Source organism: Chitinophagales bacterium (assembly GCA_040877935.1).
GTDB lineage: Bacteria > Bacteroidota > Bacteroidia > Chitinophagales > CAIOSU01 > JBBDNB01.
Map to the genome: position 1 here is coordinate 17,731 of JBBDNB010000058.1, position 19,559 is coordinate 37,289.

11 protein-coding genes are annotated in these 19,559 nt (G+C 39.3%); 5 read left to right on the plus strand and 6 right to left on the minus strand.

Annotation, left to right across the window (positions count from 1 at the left end; genetic code table 11):
* Nucleotides 1-3: 3 nt before the first annotated feature.
* A complete protein-coding gene (locus WD048_16380) occupies nucleotides 4-2,493 on the minus strand; it encodes an N-acetylmuramoyl-L-alanine amidase (protein ID MEX0813796.1) in 2,490 nt (829 codons plus the stop codon).
* A 221-nt stretch (nucleotides 2,494-2,714) separates the two neighbouring features.
* Between WD048_16380 and WD048_16385 the strand changes: the two genes are divergently transcribed.
* Nucleotides 2,715-3,476 (plus strand): DUF4382 domain-containing protein, encoded by a 762-nt coding sequence (locus WD048_16385; GenBank protein ID MEX0813797.1) that lies wholly within the window; start codon nucleotides 2,715-2,717, stop codon nucleotides 3,474-3,476.
* Nucleotides 3,477-3,677: 201 nt separating this feature from the next.
* Nucleotides 3,678-5,012 carry a hypothetical protein gene (locus WD048_16390; GenBank protein ID MEX0813798.1) on the plus strand — a complete coding sequence of 445 codons (1,335 nt, stop codon included), beginning with the start codon at nucleotides 3,678-3,680 and terminating at the stop codon, nucleotides 5,010-5,012.
* Nucleotides 5,013-5,061: 49 nt separating this feature from the next.
* Here the strand turns inward: WD048_16390 and WD048_16395 are convergent, their stop codons facing one another.
* From WD048_16395 to WD048_16405, 3 genes are all read right to left on the minus strand, one after another.
* Nucleotides 5,062-5,580 (minus strand): rhodanese-like domain-containing protein, encoded by a 519-nt coding sequence (locus WD048_16395; GenBank protein MEX0813799.1) that lies wholly within the window; start codon nucleotides 5,578-5,580, stop codon nucleotides 5,062-5,064.
* Nucleotides 5,555-7,675 (minus strand): PKD domain-containing protein, encoded by a 2,121-nt coding sequence (locus tag WD048_16400; protein ID MEX0813800.1) that lies wholly within the window; start codon nucleotides 7,673-7,675, stop codon nucleotides 5,555-5,557. The genes WD048_16395 and WD048_16400 overlap by 26 nt, the downstream gene beginning before the upstream one ends.
* 62 nt (nucleotides 7,676-7,737) lie before the next feature.
* The gene (locus tag WD048_16405; protein MEX0813801.1) at nucleotides 7,738-9,861 is read right to left on the minus strand and encodes a gliding motility-associated C-terminal domain-containing protein; all 2,124 of its coding nucleotides are present in this window, start codon (nucleotides 9,859-9,861) and stop codon (nucleotides 7,738-7,740) included.
* Nucleotides 9,862-10,155: 294 nt separating this feature from the next.
* On the opposite strand from WD048_16405, the gene WD048_16410 reads away from it, so the two are divergent.
* Nucleotides 10,156-11,160 carry an NAD(P)/FAD-dependent oxidoreductase gene (locus tag WD048_16410; GenBank protein ID MEX0813802.1) on the plus strand — a complete coding sequence of 335 codons (1,005 nt, stop codon included), beginning with the start codon at nucleotides 10,156-10,158 and terminating at the stop codon, nucleotides 11,158-11,160.
* A gap of 5 nt (nucleotides 11,161-11,165) precedes the next feature.
* On the plus strand, nucleotides 11,166-11,498 hold the full coding sequence (locus WD048_16415; GenBank protein ID MEX0813803.1) for a 2Fe-2S iron-sulfur cluster-binding protein: 333 nt from the start codon (nucleotides 11,166-11,168) through the stop codon (nucleotides 11,496-11,498).
* 20 nt (nucleotides 11,499-11,518) lie between these two features.
* Here WD048_16415 and WD048_16420 read toward each other — a convergent pair whose 3' ends face one another.
* Both WD048_16420 and aspS read right to left on the minus strand, forming a co-directional pair.
* Nucleotides 11,519-12,028 (minus strand): hypothetical protein, encoded by a 510-nt coding sequence (locus tag WD048_16420; protein MEX0813804.1) that lies wholly within the window; start codon nucleotides 12,026-12,028, stop codon nucleotides 11,519-11,521.
* A gap of 7 nt (nucleotides 12,029-12,035) precedes the next feature.
* Nucleotides 12,036-13,787, minus strand: a complete 1,752-nt coding sequence (gene aspS / locus WD048_16425) for an aspartate--tRNA ligase (protein MEX0813805.1) — start codon at nucleotides 13,785-13,787, stop codon at nucleotides 12,036-12,038.
* Nucleotides 13,788-13,980: 193 nt separating this feature from the next.
* Here aspS and WD048_16430 point away from each other — a divergent pair, with 193 nt between their 5' ends.
* A complete protein-coding gene (locus WD048_16430; protein MEX0813806.1) occupies nucleotides 13,981-19,536 on the plus strand; it encodes a gliding motility-associated C-terminal domain-containing protein in 5,556 nt (1,851 codons plus the stop codon).
* Nucleotides 19,537-19,559: the final 23 nt, after the last annotated feature.

Below are 19,559 nucleotides of genomic sequence, written 5' to 3' on the forward strand. Positions count from 1 at the left end.
TCCTCAATATTTCAAAACTTTTCTGCTCAATACCACACTGCCTTCTGCTTTTATTAGATGCACAAAATAAACCCCTGCCGGCCAGTGTACAGTTGAAATTTCTAATTGGTTTATATCATTTTCCCTCTGATAAACAACCTGACCCAATGTATTGTGAATAGCAATACTCAGCCCCTTTGAATTATTGACCTGAATATTTAATTGCTGTTGAAAAGGAATGGGGAATATTTTTAAATCGGCAGCATGGAAATCGGCAATAGAAGTTGGGAAATCTACTATTTTAAAAGCATTCAGTTGACAGCCATTGGCATCTGTGATTTGCAGTGAATAATAACCGGATTCATTTACTACAATGGTATTGCTTTGTTCTCCTGTACTCCAGAGATAGCTGTAAGGAGGTGTGCCGCCTGAAAGACCCTCCGGACTCAACTGATAATAAGAAACACCAAAATCGCTTTCAATACTGTCTATTTTAAGCGGGGCTTCAGGCTCCTGAATATTGAAAGTGTCAATTTGAACACAATTTCTTGCATCGCTTATAGTAACAACATAATCCCCTGGTTCCAAATCTTTTTGCCAAAAACCATTGGCGCCATTGCTCCATGAATAAGTATAAGGCGCTTTCCCTTCTGTAATATCATAGGCCACTTCACCTTCATTTGCTCCATAACAATCGGAATCTTGTAAATATCTGTCAAAACTTAACACAGAATCTGAAGCAAGAATATATGAAACCATACTGAAACAGCCCAGACTATCCTGCACAGTTAAATGATAAAGCCCGGCCTCTAAACCGCTTATTACTGAATCCTGTGAACCGTTTGACCATTCATAGCTATATGGTGCTTCTCCTCCATGTACTGAAACACTCAGCATCCCTCCGGATGTTGGGTTTGCGCAATTGGCCTTCTTAAGCGAATCCATTTGTATTACAATATTTCCGGAGCATCCAGTGCATGCCCAACTTGCTTCCCACCCGCGTCCATTATAAAGGCAATCTGATTCAAAGAGCAAAGCCATCTTTCCCGAATTTGCAGTAATATCTGCGGGAATCTGATCTCCGGTAAGGCTCGCCAAAAGTGGTGCATTGATATTATCCCCATCATAGACAAAAAGAAAATCATAACCGTCTTCTAGATCAAAATCGCTAAAGCTAAGTGTAAGTGGTCCATTACTGCCCGGATCAATAATCTTCAGATAACGCTCCAAATCTCCATAATTACTTCCCGTACCAGTTGAGTCACTCAACATTCCATTACAATCGGAATACACCACACTCGGAGCCAATGGATTATTGATCAGGTAATGATAAAAATTCCAGTCCCAGTAAACACCCGGGTCGGTATGCGTTTGATTGGGAAAATGAATATGCCCCTTTATGCGATAGCAGGAATTGATCACTGTTTGAGCAGTTCCCCTGTAGGTACTGTGCGGATTGATGCCATATCCGCCCCGGTCAATGATGTCCTTGACCAAATTGGCACTGCTATTGTACATAGCCGCAGTGTACCAGGAAGAATCATTTACAAAGCCTTCGTGCTCCAGGCCAATTGTATAAGAATTTTCTGTACCCACATGCCAGGCTCTGTCTGCTTCAGCAACTACTTGTGTAACCTGCCCATCAACAGAGCGGATCACATAATGTGCGCTTACCTGTGCATTGCAATTGTGAAACCAGGAAATAGCTCCAGCATACGAACCCTGAACTGTATGTACTGTTACTGCAGAAATGGCTACTCCTGCTCTTGAATTATAATTACAGCTAGTTGGGTTCCAAATTGCAGGGGGATAATCTGAAGACATGCGCTTTCTACTATATTGTTGGCCTGAATTAGATTGAATACTGTGGTTGTTGATTTGAACCCCTTTTGCAGACAATACCTTGTAGTTTTCTGCTCCAAAAATATTTTTGAGGTCAAAATTATAATTGGGAAAATCAAACTCGGCCTGTCTTTTGGTATCATTCAGAAAAAGAAAATAAACATAGAGTTGACTGTTCAATGCAAAGTCATTTCCCAAGTTTGTATCTATAGGTATTTCACTGAAAAACTCAAACAAATGAACTATACGCTGTGTGTTTGTCCATTCTACGGGCAATTGTTTCTGCATTTCATCCCAGGCAGCAGCATAGGCCTGAATTTGCATAGCAGGGTTTTGTTTCAAATCGCTTATGTCCAAATTGTTTATTCCTGCTATCAATTTCAGGTTTTCTCTGAAATAGCCTTTCCCGCCAGCAACAAGTCCCATAACACCATAATAGCCCGGTAACCCCATACAAGATTCAGTTTCCGAATCGGGCTGTATATTTCTAAACCTGGTATTGTTGAATGCCACCGCTTCCAGAACTCCTTTTGGCACATTCGGATATTGGTTGTATGCACTTTGAAAAGCAGCTCTGAAATTTTCTTCATTAGCAGCTTCGGCACGTACCGAAAACACTGAAAAAATTAAAATGAATAGCAGCAGTATTTTATTGAAGTTATTATGCGACATGACAATTGTAAAGTTACGAAGTTTGATTAAACCCAGAATACACATTAGCCAATTAACTAAAAGTCATTCATTTTCTATGCATATACGCATGTTATTTTCAATTATTTGTTAATAGTGCTTAATAAATTCAATCAAAAAAGTCTAACTGTGTTTATTTTGCGTAAATTAGGTAAACATAAAACCATCAAAGTGTTTTGTGAAAACTTTAAAAACTAAATGTAATGAGAACTTTAAAAATATTTACCGCAATATTCTTTATTGGTATTCTTTTGACTTCTTGCTCGAAGAATGATAAAAATACTGAGGACGCTAAATTAAATATCAGATTAACAGATGCTCCGGGAAATTATGATTCAGTATTGATTGACATACAGCAAGTAGAAATCATTACAGATCAGGGCAAACAAACTTTTCCATTAATAAATCCCGGTATTTACAATCTTTTGGATTACTCGAATGGACTGGACACACTATTGGTTACCGGGAGTTTTCCCGCTTCACGTTTAAATCAAATCAGGTTGATATTAGGCTTTGATAACCGTGTTGTTCTTAATGGTCAGAGTTATACGCTTAATACTCCATCTGCCCAGCAATCTGGTCTGAAATTAAATGTGCAAAAAGATCTTATTGCAGGAGGTGAATATACTTACACCTTAGATTTTGACGCAGCCAGATCAGTTGTGAGTATGGGCAATGGCAGTTTTAACTTAAAACCAGTAATCAGAGTGATTACCGAAGCAATTTCCGGGGCAATTGAAGGTCAGGTTGATCCTGCTAATGCCGCATACTATTCATTTATAGTTAACGGAACTGATACAATGGGTACTTCCATTGATTCAACAGGTTATTTTAAAATAATTGCAGTACCAGCTGGTTCCTATGATTTAAATATATTGGCCAATCCCGGTTTTTCCAATCAAATTGAAAATGGGGTACAAGTTGTAAATGGTCAGGTGACAGATGTGGGCACTTTGAATTTCTAAACACATAAAATATTTGAGCAAAAAACGGCTTCATAATGAGGCCGTTTTTTTATTTTTAGAATGCATTTACTGATTGTGCTTTAATCTGGAATTATGCAATAGTTTCCTATTACGCTTTAGGTCAGTACAAGTCAGCCTGAACTTTCAAGCTTCATCAAGAAATTTATAAACTTAATCCCAATCTAAAAAAACAATGCTCCTTTGGTCAATAAAATTTTAAAAAAACAGGGATTATTGCTTTTCTGGATTTCCATTATTGGAAGCAGCTTACTATTCTATCATCAGGCGCATTTTGTTGATCGTTCAGACTCTGCCCATTTATTGCTGAGTATTTACGCTTTGTTTGTACTTTTCTCAATTCAATTTTTATGTGCTAAGCATTTGAAGCTTTGGAACTGGGCACTTGCGGCTATCCTTTTGCGGCTATCAGTAATTGATAGCACACCCTGGCTTTCTGACGATTATTTTCGCTTTTTGTGGGATGGTATTTTGCAATTGGAGGGTTACAATCCATTTTCTCTTACACCTGTTGAGTTGGTTGAAATTGCACATTTTCAACATCAAAGTATTTTGCTGGAAAAAATGAATTCTGAGGCTTTTTATTCTGTATATCCTCCGGCTTGTCAATGGATATTTTATGCTGCTGCTAAAATTGCATCTGGTAATTTACCAACACAAATCTTGATATTAAAGATTTTCATCTTTTTGTTTGAAGTTGGGAGTATAATTTTTCTTCTGAAACTACTGGAATTTTTAAAAGCACCGCTGTTTCTGTCTGTGTTATATTTATTGAACCCCATAGTCATTATTGAGTTGACGGGTAATATTCATTTTGAAGCGGGAATGATTTTATCATGCCTGGGGGCATTCTATTTTATGCTTAGGAAAAATTATGTGCTCAGCAGTATTTTTTTAGCCCTGGGTATTGTCTTCAAACTTTGGCCACTGCTTTTTATCTTGCCTTTATTTATTGTTCTGGAAAAGAAAAAGGCTTTATTGATTTCAAGTCTTACAATAATTCTAACACTCCTCTTCTTTTCCCCTTTTTACTTTCAGGGTATGTTAGAGAATTTCAGCAGTAGCTTAAAGCTTTATTTCAATCATTTTGAATTCAATGCCGGGATATATCATTGGGTAAAAACCGCCTTAGATCAATCAGTAGGATTTGATAAGCGCATAGAACTCATCCACCTTTACAGGGGCTTTACAATCCTGTTAATGCTTTTATTCTTATGGAAATTCAGACAGTTTAATAAAGCTGAAAACTGGTTGTTTCATTCACTGGGTTTGCTGGGTATTTACCTGCTCAGCAGCAGCGTGATTCACCCCTGGTATATAATGCCACTTATTGCTTTTGCTGTTCCTTTTAGGATTTATTTTCCTTTATTCTGGACTTTGCTAATTCCACTGAGTTACCTGGCCTACAGAGTACATCCACCGGAAGAATTATTTTGGTTAAATACAATAATTCACCTGAGCCTGATTTTATTTTTAGCAATAGAGCTAACAATAAAACGAAAAATGCTAGTAACCTGAATTCGGAAATTATTTATTGCTCAGCTCTTAAATAATTATCGAACTCAGGTTAGTAAACTTTCTGATAATTGTCATTGAGCCAAAATCCCCACTTTTTATCATAAGCATGAATTTTATTGCTCAGGCTGTCACCTTTGTATAGCGGATAGGCATTATTTGCCCATTCAAAAATTCCTCCATAGAGATTGTAAACTTCCTCAAATCCTGATGCTTTCAGTTTTTCAGCTATCTTTTCGCTTCTGTAGCCAACAGCGCAATATACAACTACGGGTTTTGTGCGATCTATTTCCTGAAGGCGCTTTTCATCAAAAGTCTTATACCCAACCCATCTGGCATTTTTAATGTGGCTGACATTGTATTCCGCTTTTTCACGGGCATCCAATAGCTGGAAACTGTCTTTCTGTAATTGAAATTCTTCAACTGAAATTTCAGGAACAGAATGCTCCAGCAATGTATAAAGCATAGCACTGTATGCCTTGTCTTTTACCTGCGAAAAACTTTGACAGCTATAGCATAATAAAAGTAAAGCAAGAAAAGATAATCTAACGCAAGAGTGTAATGTTACCACTTTGTCTTATTGTTCTGCCGTCCATTCCGGTTGCTTTAATAAAATAGGTATAAACCCCTACATCCTGTGGTTGACCATTATAGGCTCCATCCCAACCCTGGTTGAAATTGCCCTCATTTACATAAAGCAATTCCCCCCAGCGATTGTAAATTCTCAACTCAAAATCAAGAATTCTTGTGGGGAGTACTTTCAAAAGATCATTCAATCCATCATCATTGGGCGTGAATGCAGATGGAATATTCACAATATAGCAGCCATCTCTTTTGGCAGCAACAAATACCTGATCGGTAGTTGTACAGCCATTTTTCAAAACCTCTACTGATATCTGGGCAGGAAACTCTCTAAGCAGTAAAGTATTTCGTGTAGAACCATCTGACCAGCGGATACCATCAATATCTTCATCATCAACACGCAGCAGGTATTCATCAGAAACACAAATAGCAGTGTCATTTCCAAGGCTAAACTGTGGGCTCCGCTTAACAAATATACTGCTGCTTGCGGTATCGCTACCACAATATTGATCTATCACAATCAACTCAATAATAAAGCTCCCCGGTTCTGGATAAAAGAATTCAGGATTGGGACTGGTGGAAGTTGAGTTGTTGCCAAAATCCCAGCTATATTCTTCAATAGAAGATGCATTTGGAATACTGTCAAAATATATAAACTCAGATTGACAGGCAGTATCTTCTACCGCAAAATTTGCATTTATATTAGGATGAACAACCACATCTATAATAGCAGTATCAGGAGCACAGCTGAGTGTAGTAGTGTCCCTGGCTACCAGCATAACACCATATGTACCAGGAGCAGTGTAAGTATAAGTAGGGTTTTGCAAATCGGAAGTAGATCCTGCATCGTCAAAATCCCAAAACCAGGAATTTGCTCCGCCCCGGGTTTTATCTGTAAATTGTACCAGTTGACCCTCGCATATTGCTTCGCCATTGTTAACGGTAAAATTGGCCTGGAAAGAATTGATCACGGTAACGGTACGGCTTGTTTGGGAAATACAACTATCAACTGATATTGCAGTCAATGTAACTGTATAATCACCAAGTGAGTCATAAATATGAATGGGGTTGTTATCGGTTGAGGTGGTATTGTCTCCAAAATCCCAGTGTACAGCACTAATATCTCCTTCAGATAAGTCAAAAAAGAAAAAAGTATCAGCCAAACAACTGGGGACTACTTCAAAAGAATCAATGGCAACAGGAATTTCAGAAACAACTATATCAAAAGATCCAGCAACGGGATCAATCACATTGCCGCAATTGTCTTGCAAATTTTGCGGAACTATTGTATAGGAACCTCCATCAATAATCGTTTGATCTAAAATAAGTACAACGCTTGAAACATACTCAGTTGAGGCATCACAATCTGTCACAACATTAATCACATTTACAGGCTGGGGTCCATTTATAGTGAAATTTGAAGATATAATCTGGTCGCATACGACCGGTTCACTAAAAATCAACTCTATATTCTCAACCGGCTCGCACTCATCTACTCCAACAACATCTATAATTTCAGGTGGTGTTACATCAACAATTGATGCGGTACTCGGTGAAAAATCAATATCATACCCTGCCTGTCCTGAGGAAAACTTATCTACCAATAATACATATACTTCACCTGTGAATACATTCAAAGGGGCAGAAAAAGGAGGTCCTGAAGGACCGGAAGTATGATTGGTGAATGGATCTCTTAAGCCAGTGGTATCCTGTGAAGTCCCTGAAAAATTACACCTTACTTCAGAAAGTGCCCCAGAGGCAATATCTGCACAGTTATATGAATTCCCACTTGTATCAATCAACCTAAAAAGTGCAAAATCGTAATCAGCAGGTACGGGAGGTACTATATCAAATAGCAACCTGCCATCATCTTGAATCGTGAAGAAGTACCATTCGGAATTGTTTTCTTTATTGTCAAGGCATCCTGTATAATTGGCCAGGTCATTTACCAGTCCAACTCCCGGTGTTGGAGAAGAGCGGGTGAAAAAACCGGAGCATATTGGCTCGGCAGAACCACAATCCTGTGTTTGCCCAAATAATAAAGTGGGAATGCTTAAAATCAATAAAAGTATATATTTAGGCATAAACCAAAAATAACAAATTAGTTCTGCAATATCATTTTCTATTGGCTATTGCTATTGCCAAATCAGCGAATTAATGTCAATATTCCCGTTTGATCTATTTTATCCCCCAATAGTGTTTTTCCTTTTACATAATAAGTATAGACACCAACATCTACACCCTGGCCTTTATAAGTACCGTCCCATCCGCCAAAACGGTTGTTTTCTTCTTCAAAGATCAATTCTCCCCAGCGATTGTAGATTCTCAATGTAAATGATTCCAACTTTTTTGAAAGCACTTTGTAAAAATCGTTCAGCCCATCGCCATTTGGAGAAAAAGCTGAAGGCATAATGATTTTAAAACAATCTTCTTCCTTAGTACCTATGTAAATGGTATCTCTGTAGCTACAAGTTCCAAGCTGTGCACGGGCGCTTACAAATAAATTAAAAGTATCCACTACAATTTCTTCAGAGGTCTCCCCGGTTGACCATCGGATCCGGTCAGCTCTGGAAAATGCATTTAGACGTATATTGTCCAATGGGCAAATCAAAGTGTCATTTCCAAGATCAAAATAAGGCACTTCATTAATGCTAATATTTTTTTCAAGAGTAAATACACCACAAATACTATCAGTAAAAATCAACTGAATATTTGTTTCACCTATTTCAGCAATATTAAGTGTGGGCGCTTCTTCCTGGATTGTATCCCCTCCTATTATCCATTCAATATTTTGCTGAATACCTGTACCAGTATATTCTATGTCAAAGGATTCATTCTGGCAAATTTCATCGGGGGTATCAAAATCAAGAACTGGTTCATCCACTATTTCAATGGTTTGAAAAAAAGTATCCCTGCAATTTGTTGTATTATCAATTGCTATTAATCTCACATTAAAGTTGCCACTTTGATTAAAGGTATAATCCGGATTTTGCAAATTAGATGTGCCCCCGGGTTCAAAGCGCCATTCCCATGCATCAGGGTTGCCTCGGGTTTCATCTGTAAACATCACCTCAGTTCCTACACATGCCCTTTCTGTAGCTGAAAAACCAGCCCTGTGAATATTTGCCGGACTGACTGTTTCAAAATCCTGGGCAGAACAGTTTTGGGAAAATGTAGTCAACTCAACATCAAAATTTCCTATATCGGGAAATACATACGTAAAATCGGGCTGGGTAATGGTGTCTCCATTCAACACCCACTGATAAGAGAGCGGTGAACTCAGTCCATCGAAGCTGAAATAAAAGGTGTCTGCATTGCAACTGCTTGAAATGGTGTAGTCAATTATTGCATCCAGTACATCTATCTGAAAGCTGAGCGTTTGCGGCAATGATTCATTGCCGCAGCCATCAAGCAGCGTATTGCCATCACTGCCCTGTTGAAGTGACAAGTCATAAGCCCCGGGACTTATAGAACCGCTTGCAGGAATCAATATGATTTCTGTCGTCTCTCCTCTTTCATTACAGTTTACAGGTATTGCTGATTGTAAATTAAGATTTGCAGGACCGCTGATATCAAAATCAGAAGCATCAGCCGCTACAGAACTGCACAAAACACGAGAGTCCAAAACAACCCGAATAGAATCCGGAGTATTACAAGCTTCAATAAATTCAACCTGATCAAATTGAGCAGGAGTTACATCAATAATATCTGCAGTGCTTTGGGTAAAATCAAGGGAATAGCCACCTGAAGGAAATTGCTGCACATCAAAATTGAAATAACCTATCAATATCAAGTATGATTCACCGGCCAAGACATCCAAAGGCTTTAAATAGGGATTCCCAAGAGCATCGCTTGTAGTGTCAATATAGCCAGGTCTCAAACCTGTAGTGTCTGAAGTCGAATTCAAAGAAAAATTACAACGCACTAAACCTGTTCCATCATAAATATCTTCGCAACTTAAACCGGTCACATTATACACAGCAAAATCATAATCATCTCCCGCTAATGCTGCAAGGTCAAATGACAGCTCTCCATTACTTTGAATTTCAACCCTGTACCAAACAGAAAATTCCTCAGCAAAAGCAGTAAAACAAACGGAGTTTCTCGCAATATCCACATCATTACCATTGCCCTGGTAATATTGGTTTTGCACATAAGTTTCCTGACAGACTAAAATTGCATTTGCACAATCCTGTTCAGGACCGGTGATTTGAGCACTAAGCAGACTCCAACAAAAAAACGAAAAAGTAAATAAAAGGCTTCTAATCATGAATTGTTCTAATCGACAAGTGTAAAGTTAAGTGTCTGATAAAGTAAAACTGCTTTTAAACCGTAAAATTATTCAACAGCAAATTTCTTAGTATTTGTTCATCAATGAAAACTCATTCAAAGTCAATATTTGAGCTGATGATTCAATTTATTTTATGAGAAAATGAATTGTGAAAATAGCAATCTTGTGCATTTAGTTCTTCAAATACAAAACAAATTACAAAGTATTGACTTTCTATTGACAGTCCGAAGTATTTTCTTTACTATTTTTGCGCGATAAAAATTTTACAAGACAATGGTTAAAACAGATGTATGCATTATAGGAGCCGGGCCGGTAGGTTTGTTTGCGATTTTTGAATTGGGCTTGCTGAAATTGCGTTGTCATCTGGTAGATTACCTTCCACAGGTTGGTGGGCAATTGTCTGAGATTTATCCCAAAAAACCCATTTACGATATTCCCGGTTTTCCCGATATCCTCGCAGGCGAATTGGTTGACAACCTAATGAAACAGGCTGAACCTTTCAAACCCAGCTTTACCCTGGGAGAGCGCTTAGAATCAATTGAACGTTTAGAAGACGGTACTTTTGAACTGGAAACTAACGAAGGCAGTAAAATATTTTCAAAAGTAGTAGTGATTGCCGGTGGATTGGGGTGTTTTGCTCCGCGCAAGCCGGAATTAGAAAACCTCAGTCATTTTGAAGGCAAGGGCGTAGCCTATATGATATTGGATCCTGAAAAATACAGGGATAAAAAAGTGGTGATTGCCGGAGGAGGCGATTCTGCCCTGGACTGGACAATATTTTTGGCAAATGTAGCCAGTGAATTAACGCTTGTGCACAGAAGAACATCCTTCCGTGGAGCATTGGATTCTGTAGAAAAGGTGAAAGACCTAGTGGCACAGGGAAAAGTCAACTTGCACCTGAACAGCAATATCAATGAATTGCATGGTGATCAGAAGCTTGAAGGCATTTCAATAATTGATAAAGACAAAAACATAAACAAAATTGATACAGATTATTTTATCCCGCTTTTTGGTTTAAGTCCAAAATTAGGGCCTATTGCCAATTGGGGATTGAATATCGATAAAAATGCCATAGAAGTAGATGTAAAGGATTATTCAACCAATGTAGAAGGTATTTACGCTATTGGGGATATCAATACTTATCCGGGAAAATTGAAACTAATACTCTGCGGGTTTCATGAAGCAGCACTTATGGCCCAGGGCGCATACAAATATATTTACCCCGATGCCAAGTTAAATTTAAAATATACTACCGTAAATGGCGTGCAAGCCTTTTGATGCAGATGGAAGATTCAATCAAGGTTTATATAGAAAATGCTGATGATGCTTTTACCGAGTTAGAAATTCCATTAGGCATTGAGTTGAGTTTGATGGAAGTCCTGAAAGGTGAGGGGTATCCGATTGAAGCTACCTGTGATGGAATGGCACTATGCGCTACATGTCATATTGAAGTATTAGAAGGCTTTGACAAACTGCATGAAGAATCTGATGAAGAACTGGATATGCTTGATAGTTTACCCAATCTTTGTGATACAAGCAGGCTTTCCTGTCAGTTGAAAATTCAACCCGAATTGGATGGTTTAAAAATCAGGATAAAAGGCGATGCGGATGCCTGATCAGGCTTTTTAAAGAAGGTTCAAAAAGCAGCCACTCTAAACGAACCCTTGATAAATTGCTGTTCCCCACTTTGGTAATTAATTGCAGTAAAAGTGAAATTTGCTCCTATAATGCTCTGCTGACCCGGAGAATATTCTAAAATATCAATATTGCCCGTTATATCATTGTAGCTTTGAAAAACATTTCCGAAGCGATTGATGATGATTTGATTGCGCTCCCCGTCAAGCGGATAGTTTCCATTGACATAATCCGTCAGGAAAACCTCTACAAAAAGACCGTTTTGCGATTCTGCCCGAATATATAAACGATTGCGCATATCGCTGATAATCTCAAAATCAGCACACCAAGTCGTATTCTGATGAATGAACCCCAAGTGATAATCGTTATTCGCTTCGCATTCTTCTTCGGTAAGCAATTCTATATCCTGATTATTTCCGGGGTTTGGATTTTTATCGCAGGAAAATAAGATGAATGAAAGCAAGACCAGAACAAGAAAAATGCCTTGGCTATTTAAAAAATTATGCAACATATTTGGGCTAACTCTTTAGATTTAATTTAAGTTGCAATTCGTCCAATTGATCTGTGTCAATCTTTGAAGGAGCATTCAGCATCACATCGCGACCTGCATTGTTTTTTGGAAAGGCAATAAAATCTCTAATAGACTCTGAGCCCCCGAGCAAGGCCACCATGCGGTCAAACCCAAAAGCAATGCCCCCATGTGGTGGAGCACCATATTCAAAAGCTCCCAGCAAAAAACCGAATTTTTCTTCGGCCTCTTCTTTTGAAAAGCCCAAAGCACTAAACATTTGTTCCTGAAGTCTGCGCTCATGAATCCTGATAGACCCCCCCGCAATTTCATTGCCATTCAAAACCAAATCATAGGCATCTGCAAGCACAGCTCCCGGATTGTCTTCAAGATGCTCAAGACTGTCTTTTTTGGGGCGTGTAAAAGGATGGTGCATGGCTACCCATCGCTCTGCTTCTTCATCCCAATCCAATAAAGGGAAATCCACTACCCAAAGCAATTTATAATCTTCGGCTTTTCTTAGCCCTAACTCTTTGCCCATTTCTAAACGAAGCACACTCAATTGTTTGCGTGTGACATCAGCATCACCGGCCAGTATCAACATCAAATCTCCGGGTTTCGCATCAAATGCTTCTGCCCATTTTTTGAAATCTTCTTCACTGAAAAATTTATCAACTGAGGATTTGAAGCTGCCATCTTCATTGTATTTAAGATAAACCAAGCCTTTGGCACCTACCTGGGGTTTTTTCACAAAATCAGTGAGTTTGTCCAATTGCTTTCTGCTGTATGAAGCACATCCTTCTACATTAATGCCCACAAGCAATTCCGCCTGATCAAAAACATTAAAGGATTTTCCTTTTGCGATATCATTCAGTTCAACAAATCGCATTTCAAAGCGAATATCCGGTTTATCGCTGCCGTAGTATTTCATGGCATCAGTGTATGTCATTATAGGAATTTCAGGGATATCAATATTTTTTACAGCTTTAAAAATATGCCTGACAAGTCCATTGAATGTATTGATAATGTCTTCCCTATCTACAAATGACATTTCACAATCTATCTGACTGAATTCAGGCTGTCGATCGGCACGAAGATCTTCATCCCTGAAACATTTCACCATTTGATAATAACGGTCATAGCCCGAAACCATCAGCAATTGTTTGAAAGTTTGTGGCGATTGCGGCAATGCATAAAACTGACCGGGATTCATTCTTGAAGGAACCACAAAATCCCTGGCACCCTCGGGTGTGCTTTTTATTAAAAAAGGAGTTTCCACTTCAATAAATGCTGCTTCATTTAAATATTTTCGCGCTTCCTGGTTGACCTTATGACGCAGTTCCAAATTTCTTTTTAATGGACTTCTTCGTAAATCGAGATAGCGGTACTTCATACGCAAATCATCTCCGCCATCGCTTTCGTCCTCAATGGTAAAAGGTGGCGTTTTGGATTTGTTAAGAATTTCAAGCTCAATCAACTCTACTTCAATATCCCCGGTAGGCAAATTTTTGTTTTTGCTACTGCGTTCTATCACCTTTCCAGCTACACGCAATACATATTCCCTGCCCAGTTGGTCAATTTTATTTTTCAGCGCATCAGGTGCTTCTGAACCACATACAAGCTGGGTTACACCATATCTGTCCCTTAGGTCTATAAAGGTCATCCCTCCTAAATTTCTGATTTTCTGAACCCAACCGCAGAGTGTGACGTTTTCATTAACGCATTGAAGATTTAATTCATTACAATTATGAGTTCTGTACATATTTTCTTAACTTAAATGAAAGATTTTGTTTGCCACAAAGGTATTTGAATAATTGCTATGAGACAGATTTTATGCATTATTTTTTAACAAACAATTCACAATAAAGTACTAACCGGGTTCAGCTCGGTGGTTTTTTAATTGAAAACCTTTATCTTTATGGGTTTCAATCTTTCTAAACAAAGGGTTATCAGAAATGAAAATTTTAAGACTATTATTACCGGCTATACTCTTCTCCCTACTATTATTTAACAGCAATGATGTTGCAGCATCTCACGCACAGGGGGCAGAGATTACCTATACATGCATAGGGCCAAATCAATACGATGTAACAGTAGCTTTCTTCCGCGATTGCGATGGTATTTCTGCACCAACATCTATTACTATCGATGCCTTTTCACCTTCAGGTTGCAGTGCCAATACTCCAAGTTGGACGCTCAACCAAAGCAATTCATGTGCAACAAACTCTGGAATTACTGGTCCTGATGGAAATCCATTTTCCAATGGTGAAACGGTCACTTATTGCCCAGGCAGTTCTGGGTCTGGCACTACTTGCGATCCAGGTGGTGGCACTTTGCCTGGTACGCAAATTTTTTATTATTGTGGAACAATCACTTTGCCCAGCCAATGTCCGGACTGGACTATAGGGTATGGCGTATGCTGCCGAAACAGTGGCATTACCAATTTGGCCAATCCTGGATCAGAAGATCAATATGTATATACGACCATAAACAATACCACCGATCCCAATACAGGACAACCTTATTGTAATAATTCGCCAATATTCACAACACCTCCAACAGCACTGGTTTGTCCAGGCGAGCCATTTAACTACAATCATGGAGTTATCGATATAGACGGAGATTCTCTGGTTTTTAGTTCAATTGACCCATTAGATGACTATGGGGTTCCGGTAACCTATGCCCCAGGACTTGGCCCAAATGACCCTTTTAACGATTCGGATTATTTTAACCTAAATTCTTCTACCGGACAGATTTCAGTTTTGCCCAATGGACAGCAAACCATTGCCATAACCGTACTCGTACAGGAGTTCAGGGACGGGATATTAATTGGTGAAACCATGCGGGATGTACAGATTATAGTGTTGGATCCATCTTCATGTAATGGTGTAAATGGAGGTAATCAGACCGTAGTTGACCCGCCACAAGGTGCCGGTATATTAGGTCCCGGGCTTAGTGGTGCTGATAGCCTACAGATGTGTCCCAACAACACTGTTTCATTTACAATCTCTAGTTTTGCAAGTAATGCTGACAGCATATACATGACAATTGACACCTCTTCATTGTCGGGTTCAATTTTTTCAGTTAACACAATAAACGATAGCATATTTGGTGATTTTTCATGGACACCTACTTTAAGTGACACTGGTTTTAATACTTTTAGAATTACAGTTCGCGCCTGTTTTCCAGGATCCAGTGTTCCTGCAACATCGAACGTTACTTATTCCATCTATGTCTTTGACGAAGTAATTGTACGTCCACCCACAGCAACCTATTGCGGTGACCCGATTCAACTTAATGCCATTGGTGGTTCTTCTTTTACCTGGACACCTGCTGCAGGATTGAGCGACCCCAATATTCCAAACCCAATAGCCACTCCTTCAGTACCTACCACTTATACTGCCACCTCTGATTGTGGAGCAGATTCAGTATTTGTAAATGTAAGCCAGCCCTATGCACCTGATGCAGGAGAAGATACTTCCATATGTCTGAATAGCGCTGTTCGTTTAAACGCAACTGCACCTGCTCAGTTCGGCCCTTATACTTATCAATGGACTCCAACTGACGGATTGAGCCCTACTAATACTGCAAATCCATTAGCCAGCCCTGAAGAAACCACACAATATTTTGTAACAACCACTTCAGCAGCAGGTTGTGAAAAAACCGATTCCGTTACTGTTACAATTTCGGGAGTTGCTCCACGTGTTACTGCATTTGCAGACCCTGACACTGTGTGTCCTGGACAAACCGTTCAACTGGATTTAAGCGTTGCACCTTCTCAATGCGGTGCCTCACTTTCCACTTGCAGTGGCAGTACCCAATACGAAATTGGAACAGGTACTACTTCCTCAAGTACTATGACACCATATAGAGGCTTTTGGCATGACGGACGAATACTTTATTTGTTTAGGGCCAATGAATTGAATGCAATGGGATTGAATGGAGGTGCACTTCAGGAAATTGCATTTTTTGTTGCTAACAAAGCCTCTACACAAGCCTATCAAAATTTCAACATCAGGATGGGCTGTACAACTGCAGATGTTATTCCTTCTACTTTTCCTTCGGGACTTACAAATGTATATTCTTCTGCATCTGTAACGACAACTACCGGTTGGAACAATTATGTTTTTACAACAGATTATGACTGGGACGGGGCATCTAACCTTTTGGTAGAAGTATGCTTTGACAACAATAGCTGGACAAGTAGTGATGCAGTAAGATATGAAGCCACCCCATTTCAATCAGTACTTTATACAGCTGCTGATAATACCATTGGTTGTGCAATGAGTGGCGGCACATTGTCCTCAAACCGTGCCAATACCCGTTTTAATATTTGCGTGCCATCTGTTCAAAATGCCACAATTGAATGGTCTCCTTCAGCAAATATTTTCGATCCTACAATTTCCAATCCACAAGCACAGGTCTTTAATTCTACCACTTTTATAGCAGATGTTGCTGAAGGTGGCTGTGCCGGAACCGGATTCGTAGATGTATATGTTGAGCCTACCATTGCTGTAGATGCAATTCCTGACACAGCCCTGTGCTCAAGCACACCTGTGCAATTAGAAGCTATAACTACCGGTACTCCATCTCCTATATTATTAAGTTGTGGAGCTAATGGTACAGCATGCGGCCCGGGAAATACAGTCAGAACTTTGGGTGTCGCTACTGCCACTACTTCCAATACCTCTCCATTTAATAGTAGTCTGGAAGATTTGCGTGTTCAATACCTGATCAGAGCATCAGAACTTATAGATGCCGGTTTTGAAAGAGGCATTATTCAAAGTATTGGCTTTGAAGTTAGCAGCAAAAATACCACAGAACCATTTGCAAATTTCCAGGTAAGCATGGGGTGCACACAGCAGGATGAATTGACCAATAATTTTATTGGTGGGCTTGATGTGGTATATACCCCTAAAAATTACAGTACTGTTGCAGGACAAAACACCATTGTTTTTGACAATCCTTTTGACTGGGACGGCAGCACTAATATTGTTATAAATGTATGCTTTGACAATCCATTTGGAGGAATTCAGGATGATATTATTCGTTTTACTCCTACTGGTTATACTTCTGTATTGTATGCGCAAAAAGATTTCGAACCTGCTCCTGGTGGCTGTGGATTGAGCTCTACAAATAATATGGTTTTTCAAAGTTCTGAATTCAGACCGGATATTACTATTGATATGTGTGATCCTCCCCCCGGAAGATTTACTTATCAATGGACTCCTGGTGCTACATTAGATGATGATACTTTACAAAATCCCATTGCTACTCCTATTAATTCAGAAGTATATCATGTAACAGTAACTGATGGAATATGTATAGCACTTGACAGTCTTGAGGTAAATTTCATTACCGGCTATGATCTAAATATGGCCGGATTAAATGTGGGATGCAATGGTGCTTCTGACGGAAACATCAGCTCCACTCCTATTGGTGCCAATGCACCCTATGATTTTGAATGGGGACCACCGATCAACCAAACAACGCTTGATGCAGATGCAGATACTGTATTTAATTTAAGTGTCGGAACATATTATCTTACCGTTACTGACAACAGCGGCTGTGTACAGATTGACTCATTTGAATTGACAGTTCCACCGCCACTTGAAGATTCAGCTTTAATAACCGATGTAAGCTGTTTTGACTATGCAGACGGTTCCATACAAGTATATCCTTATGGCGGGACACCTCCATATGACTTTTTCTGGAATGATTTTCCATTTGAAGATTCATCCTTTATAGCAGGATTGGATACCGGCCGCTATGAATTAGAAATTATGGATGCCAGTGGCTGTGTAATATACGACACATTTGATATCAACCAACCTGCGGGTATTACTTTTACAACAGATTCAACCAGTGTAAGTTGTTACCAGGGAAATGATGGTTCAGCAGAAATTTTTGTGACTGGAGGTGGTAATCCCCCTTATGAATATTTGTGGTCTGACCCTGACAGTCAAACAACTGCTGAGGCAACGGGTCTTGAAGGGGGCATATATTTCTTTAGTGTATCTGATTCCAATAACTGTAGTGTAGATGGTTCTGTAATGGTACCAGAACAGGACTCATTCCAGATCAACATGCTTACCCAGGATGTCTCTTGCTTCAATTCTGAAGATGGAGTTGGACTTGCAGGTGTGGGACTTGACACCATCAATTACACTTTTGTATGGTTAACGACTCCTCCCATAAGCGGTGCATATACCAGCCAACTGCCTGCCGGCCCTGTAACAGTGGAGGTCACAGATACCAATAACTGTGTCCAAACCAAAGATACCGTAATTGGTGCACCTGCCCCTATAGTTTTAGACATCAGTGCGGATTCTGTATCCTGTAATGGTGGTGCAGACGCAAGCGTAGAAGTTAGTGTTGACTCTGGCGGTACTGCTCCATTCTCCTATTTGTGGGATGATGGAGAGACGGATTCTGTAAATACAGACCTGAATGCAGGAACTTATTTTGTGACTGTAACAGACGATCAGGGCTGTGAAGCTTATGATACTGTTGATGTGTATGAACCAAGCCCAATGGATATCGAAGTTGTAATACAAGATGTGAGCTGTAGTGGTAATGAAGATGGACAGATTGAACTTTATGTGAGCAATGGCACTCCACCCTACACATATCTGTGGAGTGATAGTTCCACTAATTCATTTCTTCATGCGCAAAGTGCAGGAGATTACAGTGTAACCATTACCGACAATAATGGCTGTGTTGACTCATTGAATAATATTGAAATTGAAGAAGCAGAACCAATGGTAATTGACGATATATATCCTACACCCACCAATTGCCCCTGGTCCTCTGATGGAGCAATTTTTGTTTCAGCAAGTGGCGGTACCGGAAGTTATTCGTATAATATTGGTATTACACAAAACGATCTGGGTAGTTTTAACAGCTTGGCATCAGGAGATTACACTGTTGAAATAACAGATGCCAGGGATTGCAGTGTTGATACGATAATAACAGTTGAAGCCCCCGATTCAGTTTTTCTATCTTTTGATCCTGATGAAGTAGATATTACGCTCTCAGAGGATACTATACTTCAACCAATTGTTGACCCCAATGGCAGGACTATTAGATATTCTTGGTCACCTGCTGCTACCTTGAGTTGCGACACTTGCCAAAATCCAGCAGCAAGCCCAACAGTAACTACAGTTTATGAACTTACTGTTTTTGATGAAAACGATTGTCCATATACTGATCAAATTACCGTAAATGTTGAAAATAACTTAATTTTGTACGTTCCAAATGCTTTCAGCCCTAATGGTGATGAAATAAATGACGAACTAAGGGTTTACGGTGTTTCATTGCAAAGCATTGATTTCCGCATTTATGATCGCTGGGGAGAAAAGATTTTCCAGACAAAGGATGTAGATGAAAGCTGGGATGGTAGATTTAAAGGTGAAATTATGCCGCCAGATGTGTATATTTACTACTTGGATGTTTTTTACCTTGATGGACAGAAAAAATCCATCAAAGGAAGTGTTACTTTGATAAAATAATTTCTTAACTTTTGTCTCTCAAA

Coding starts and splice junctions, on each gene's coding strand:
- WD048_16380 (MEX0813796.1), bottom strand. CDS start 2,493: ATGTCGCATAATAACTTCAATAAAATACTGCTGCTATTCATTTTAATT.
- WD048_16385 (MEX0813797.1), top strand. CDS start 2,715: ATGAGAACTTTAAAAATATTTACCGCAATATTCTTTATTGGTATTCTT.
- WD048_16400 (MEX0813800.1), bottom strand. CDS start 7,675: ATGCCTAAATATATACTTTTATTGATTTTAAGCATTCCCACTTTATTA.
- WD048_16405 (MEX0813801.1), bottom strand. CDS start 9,861: ATGATTAGAAGCCTTTTATTTACTTTTTCGTTTTTTTGTTGGAGTCTG.
- WD048_16410 (MEX0813802.1), top strand. CDS start 10,156: ATGGTTAAAACAGATGTATGCATTATAGGAGCCGGGCCGGTAGGTTTG.
- WD048_16415 (MEX0813803.1), top strand. CDS start 11,166: ATGGAAGATTCAATCAAGGTTTATATAGAAAATGCTGATGATGCTTTT.
- WD048_16420 (MEX0813804.1), bottom strand. CDS start 12,028: ATGTTGCATAATTTTTTAAATAGCCAAGGCATTTTTCTTGTTCTGGTC.
- aspS (MEX0813805.1), bottom strand. CDS start 13,787: ATGTACAGAACTCATAATTGTAATGAATTAAATCTTCAATGCGTTAAT.
- WD048_16430 (MEX0813806.1), top strand. CDS start 13,981: ATGAAAATTTTAAGACTATTATTACCGGCTATACTCTTCTCCCTACTA.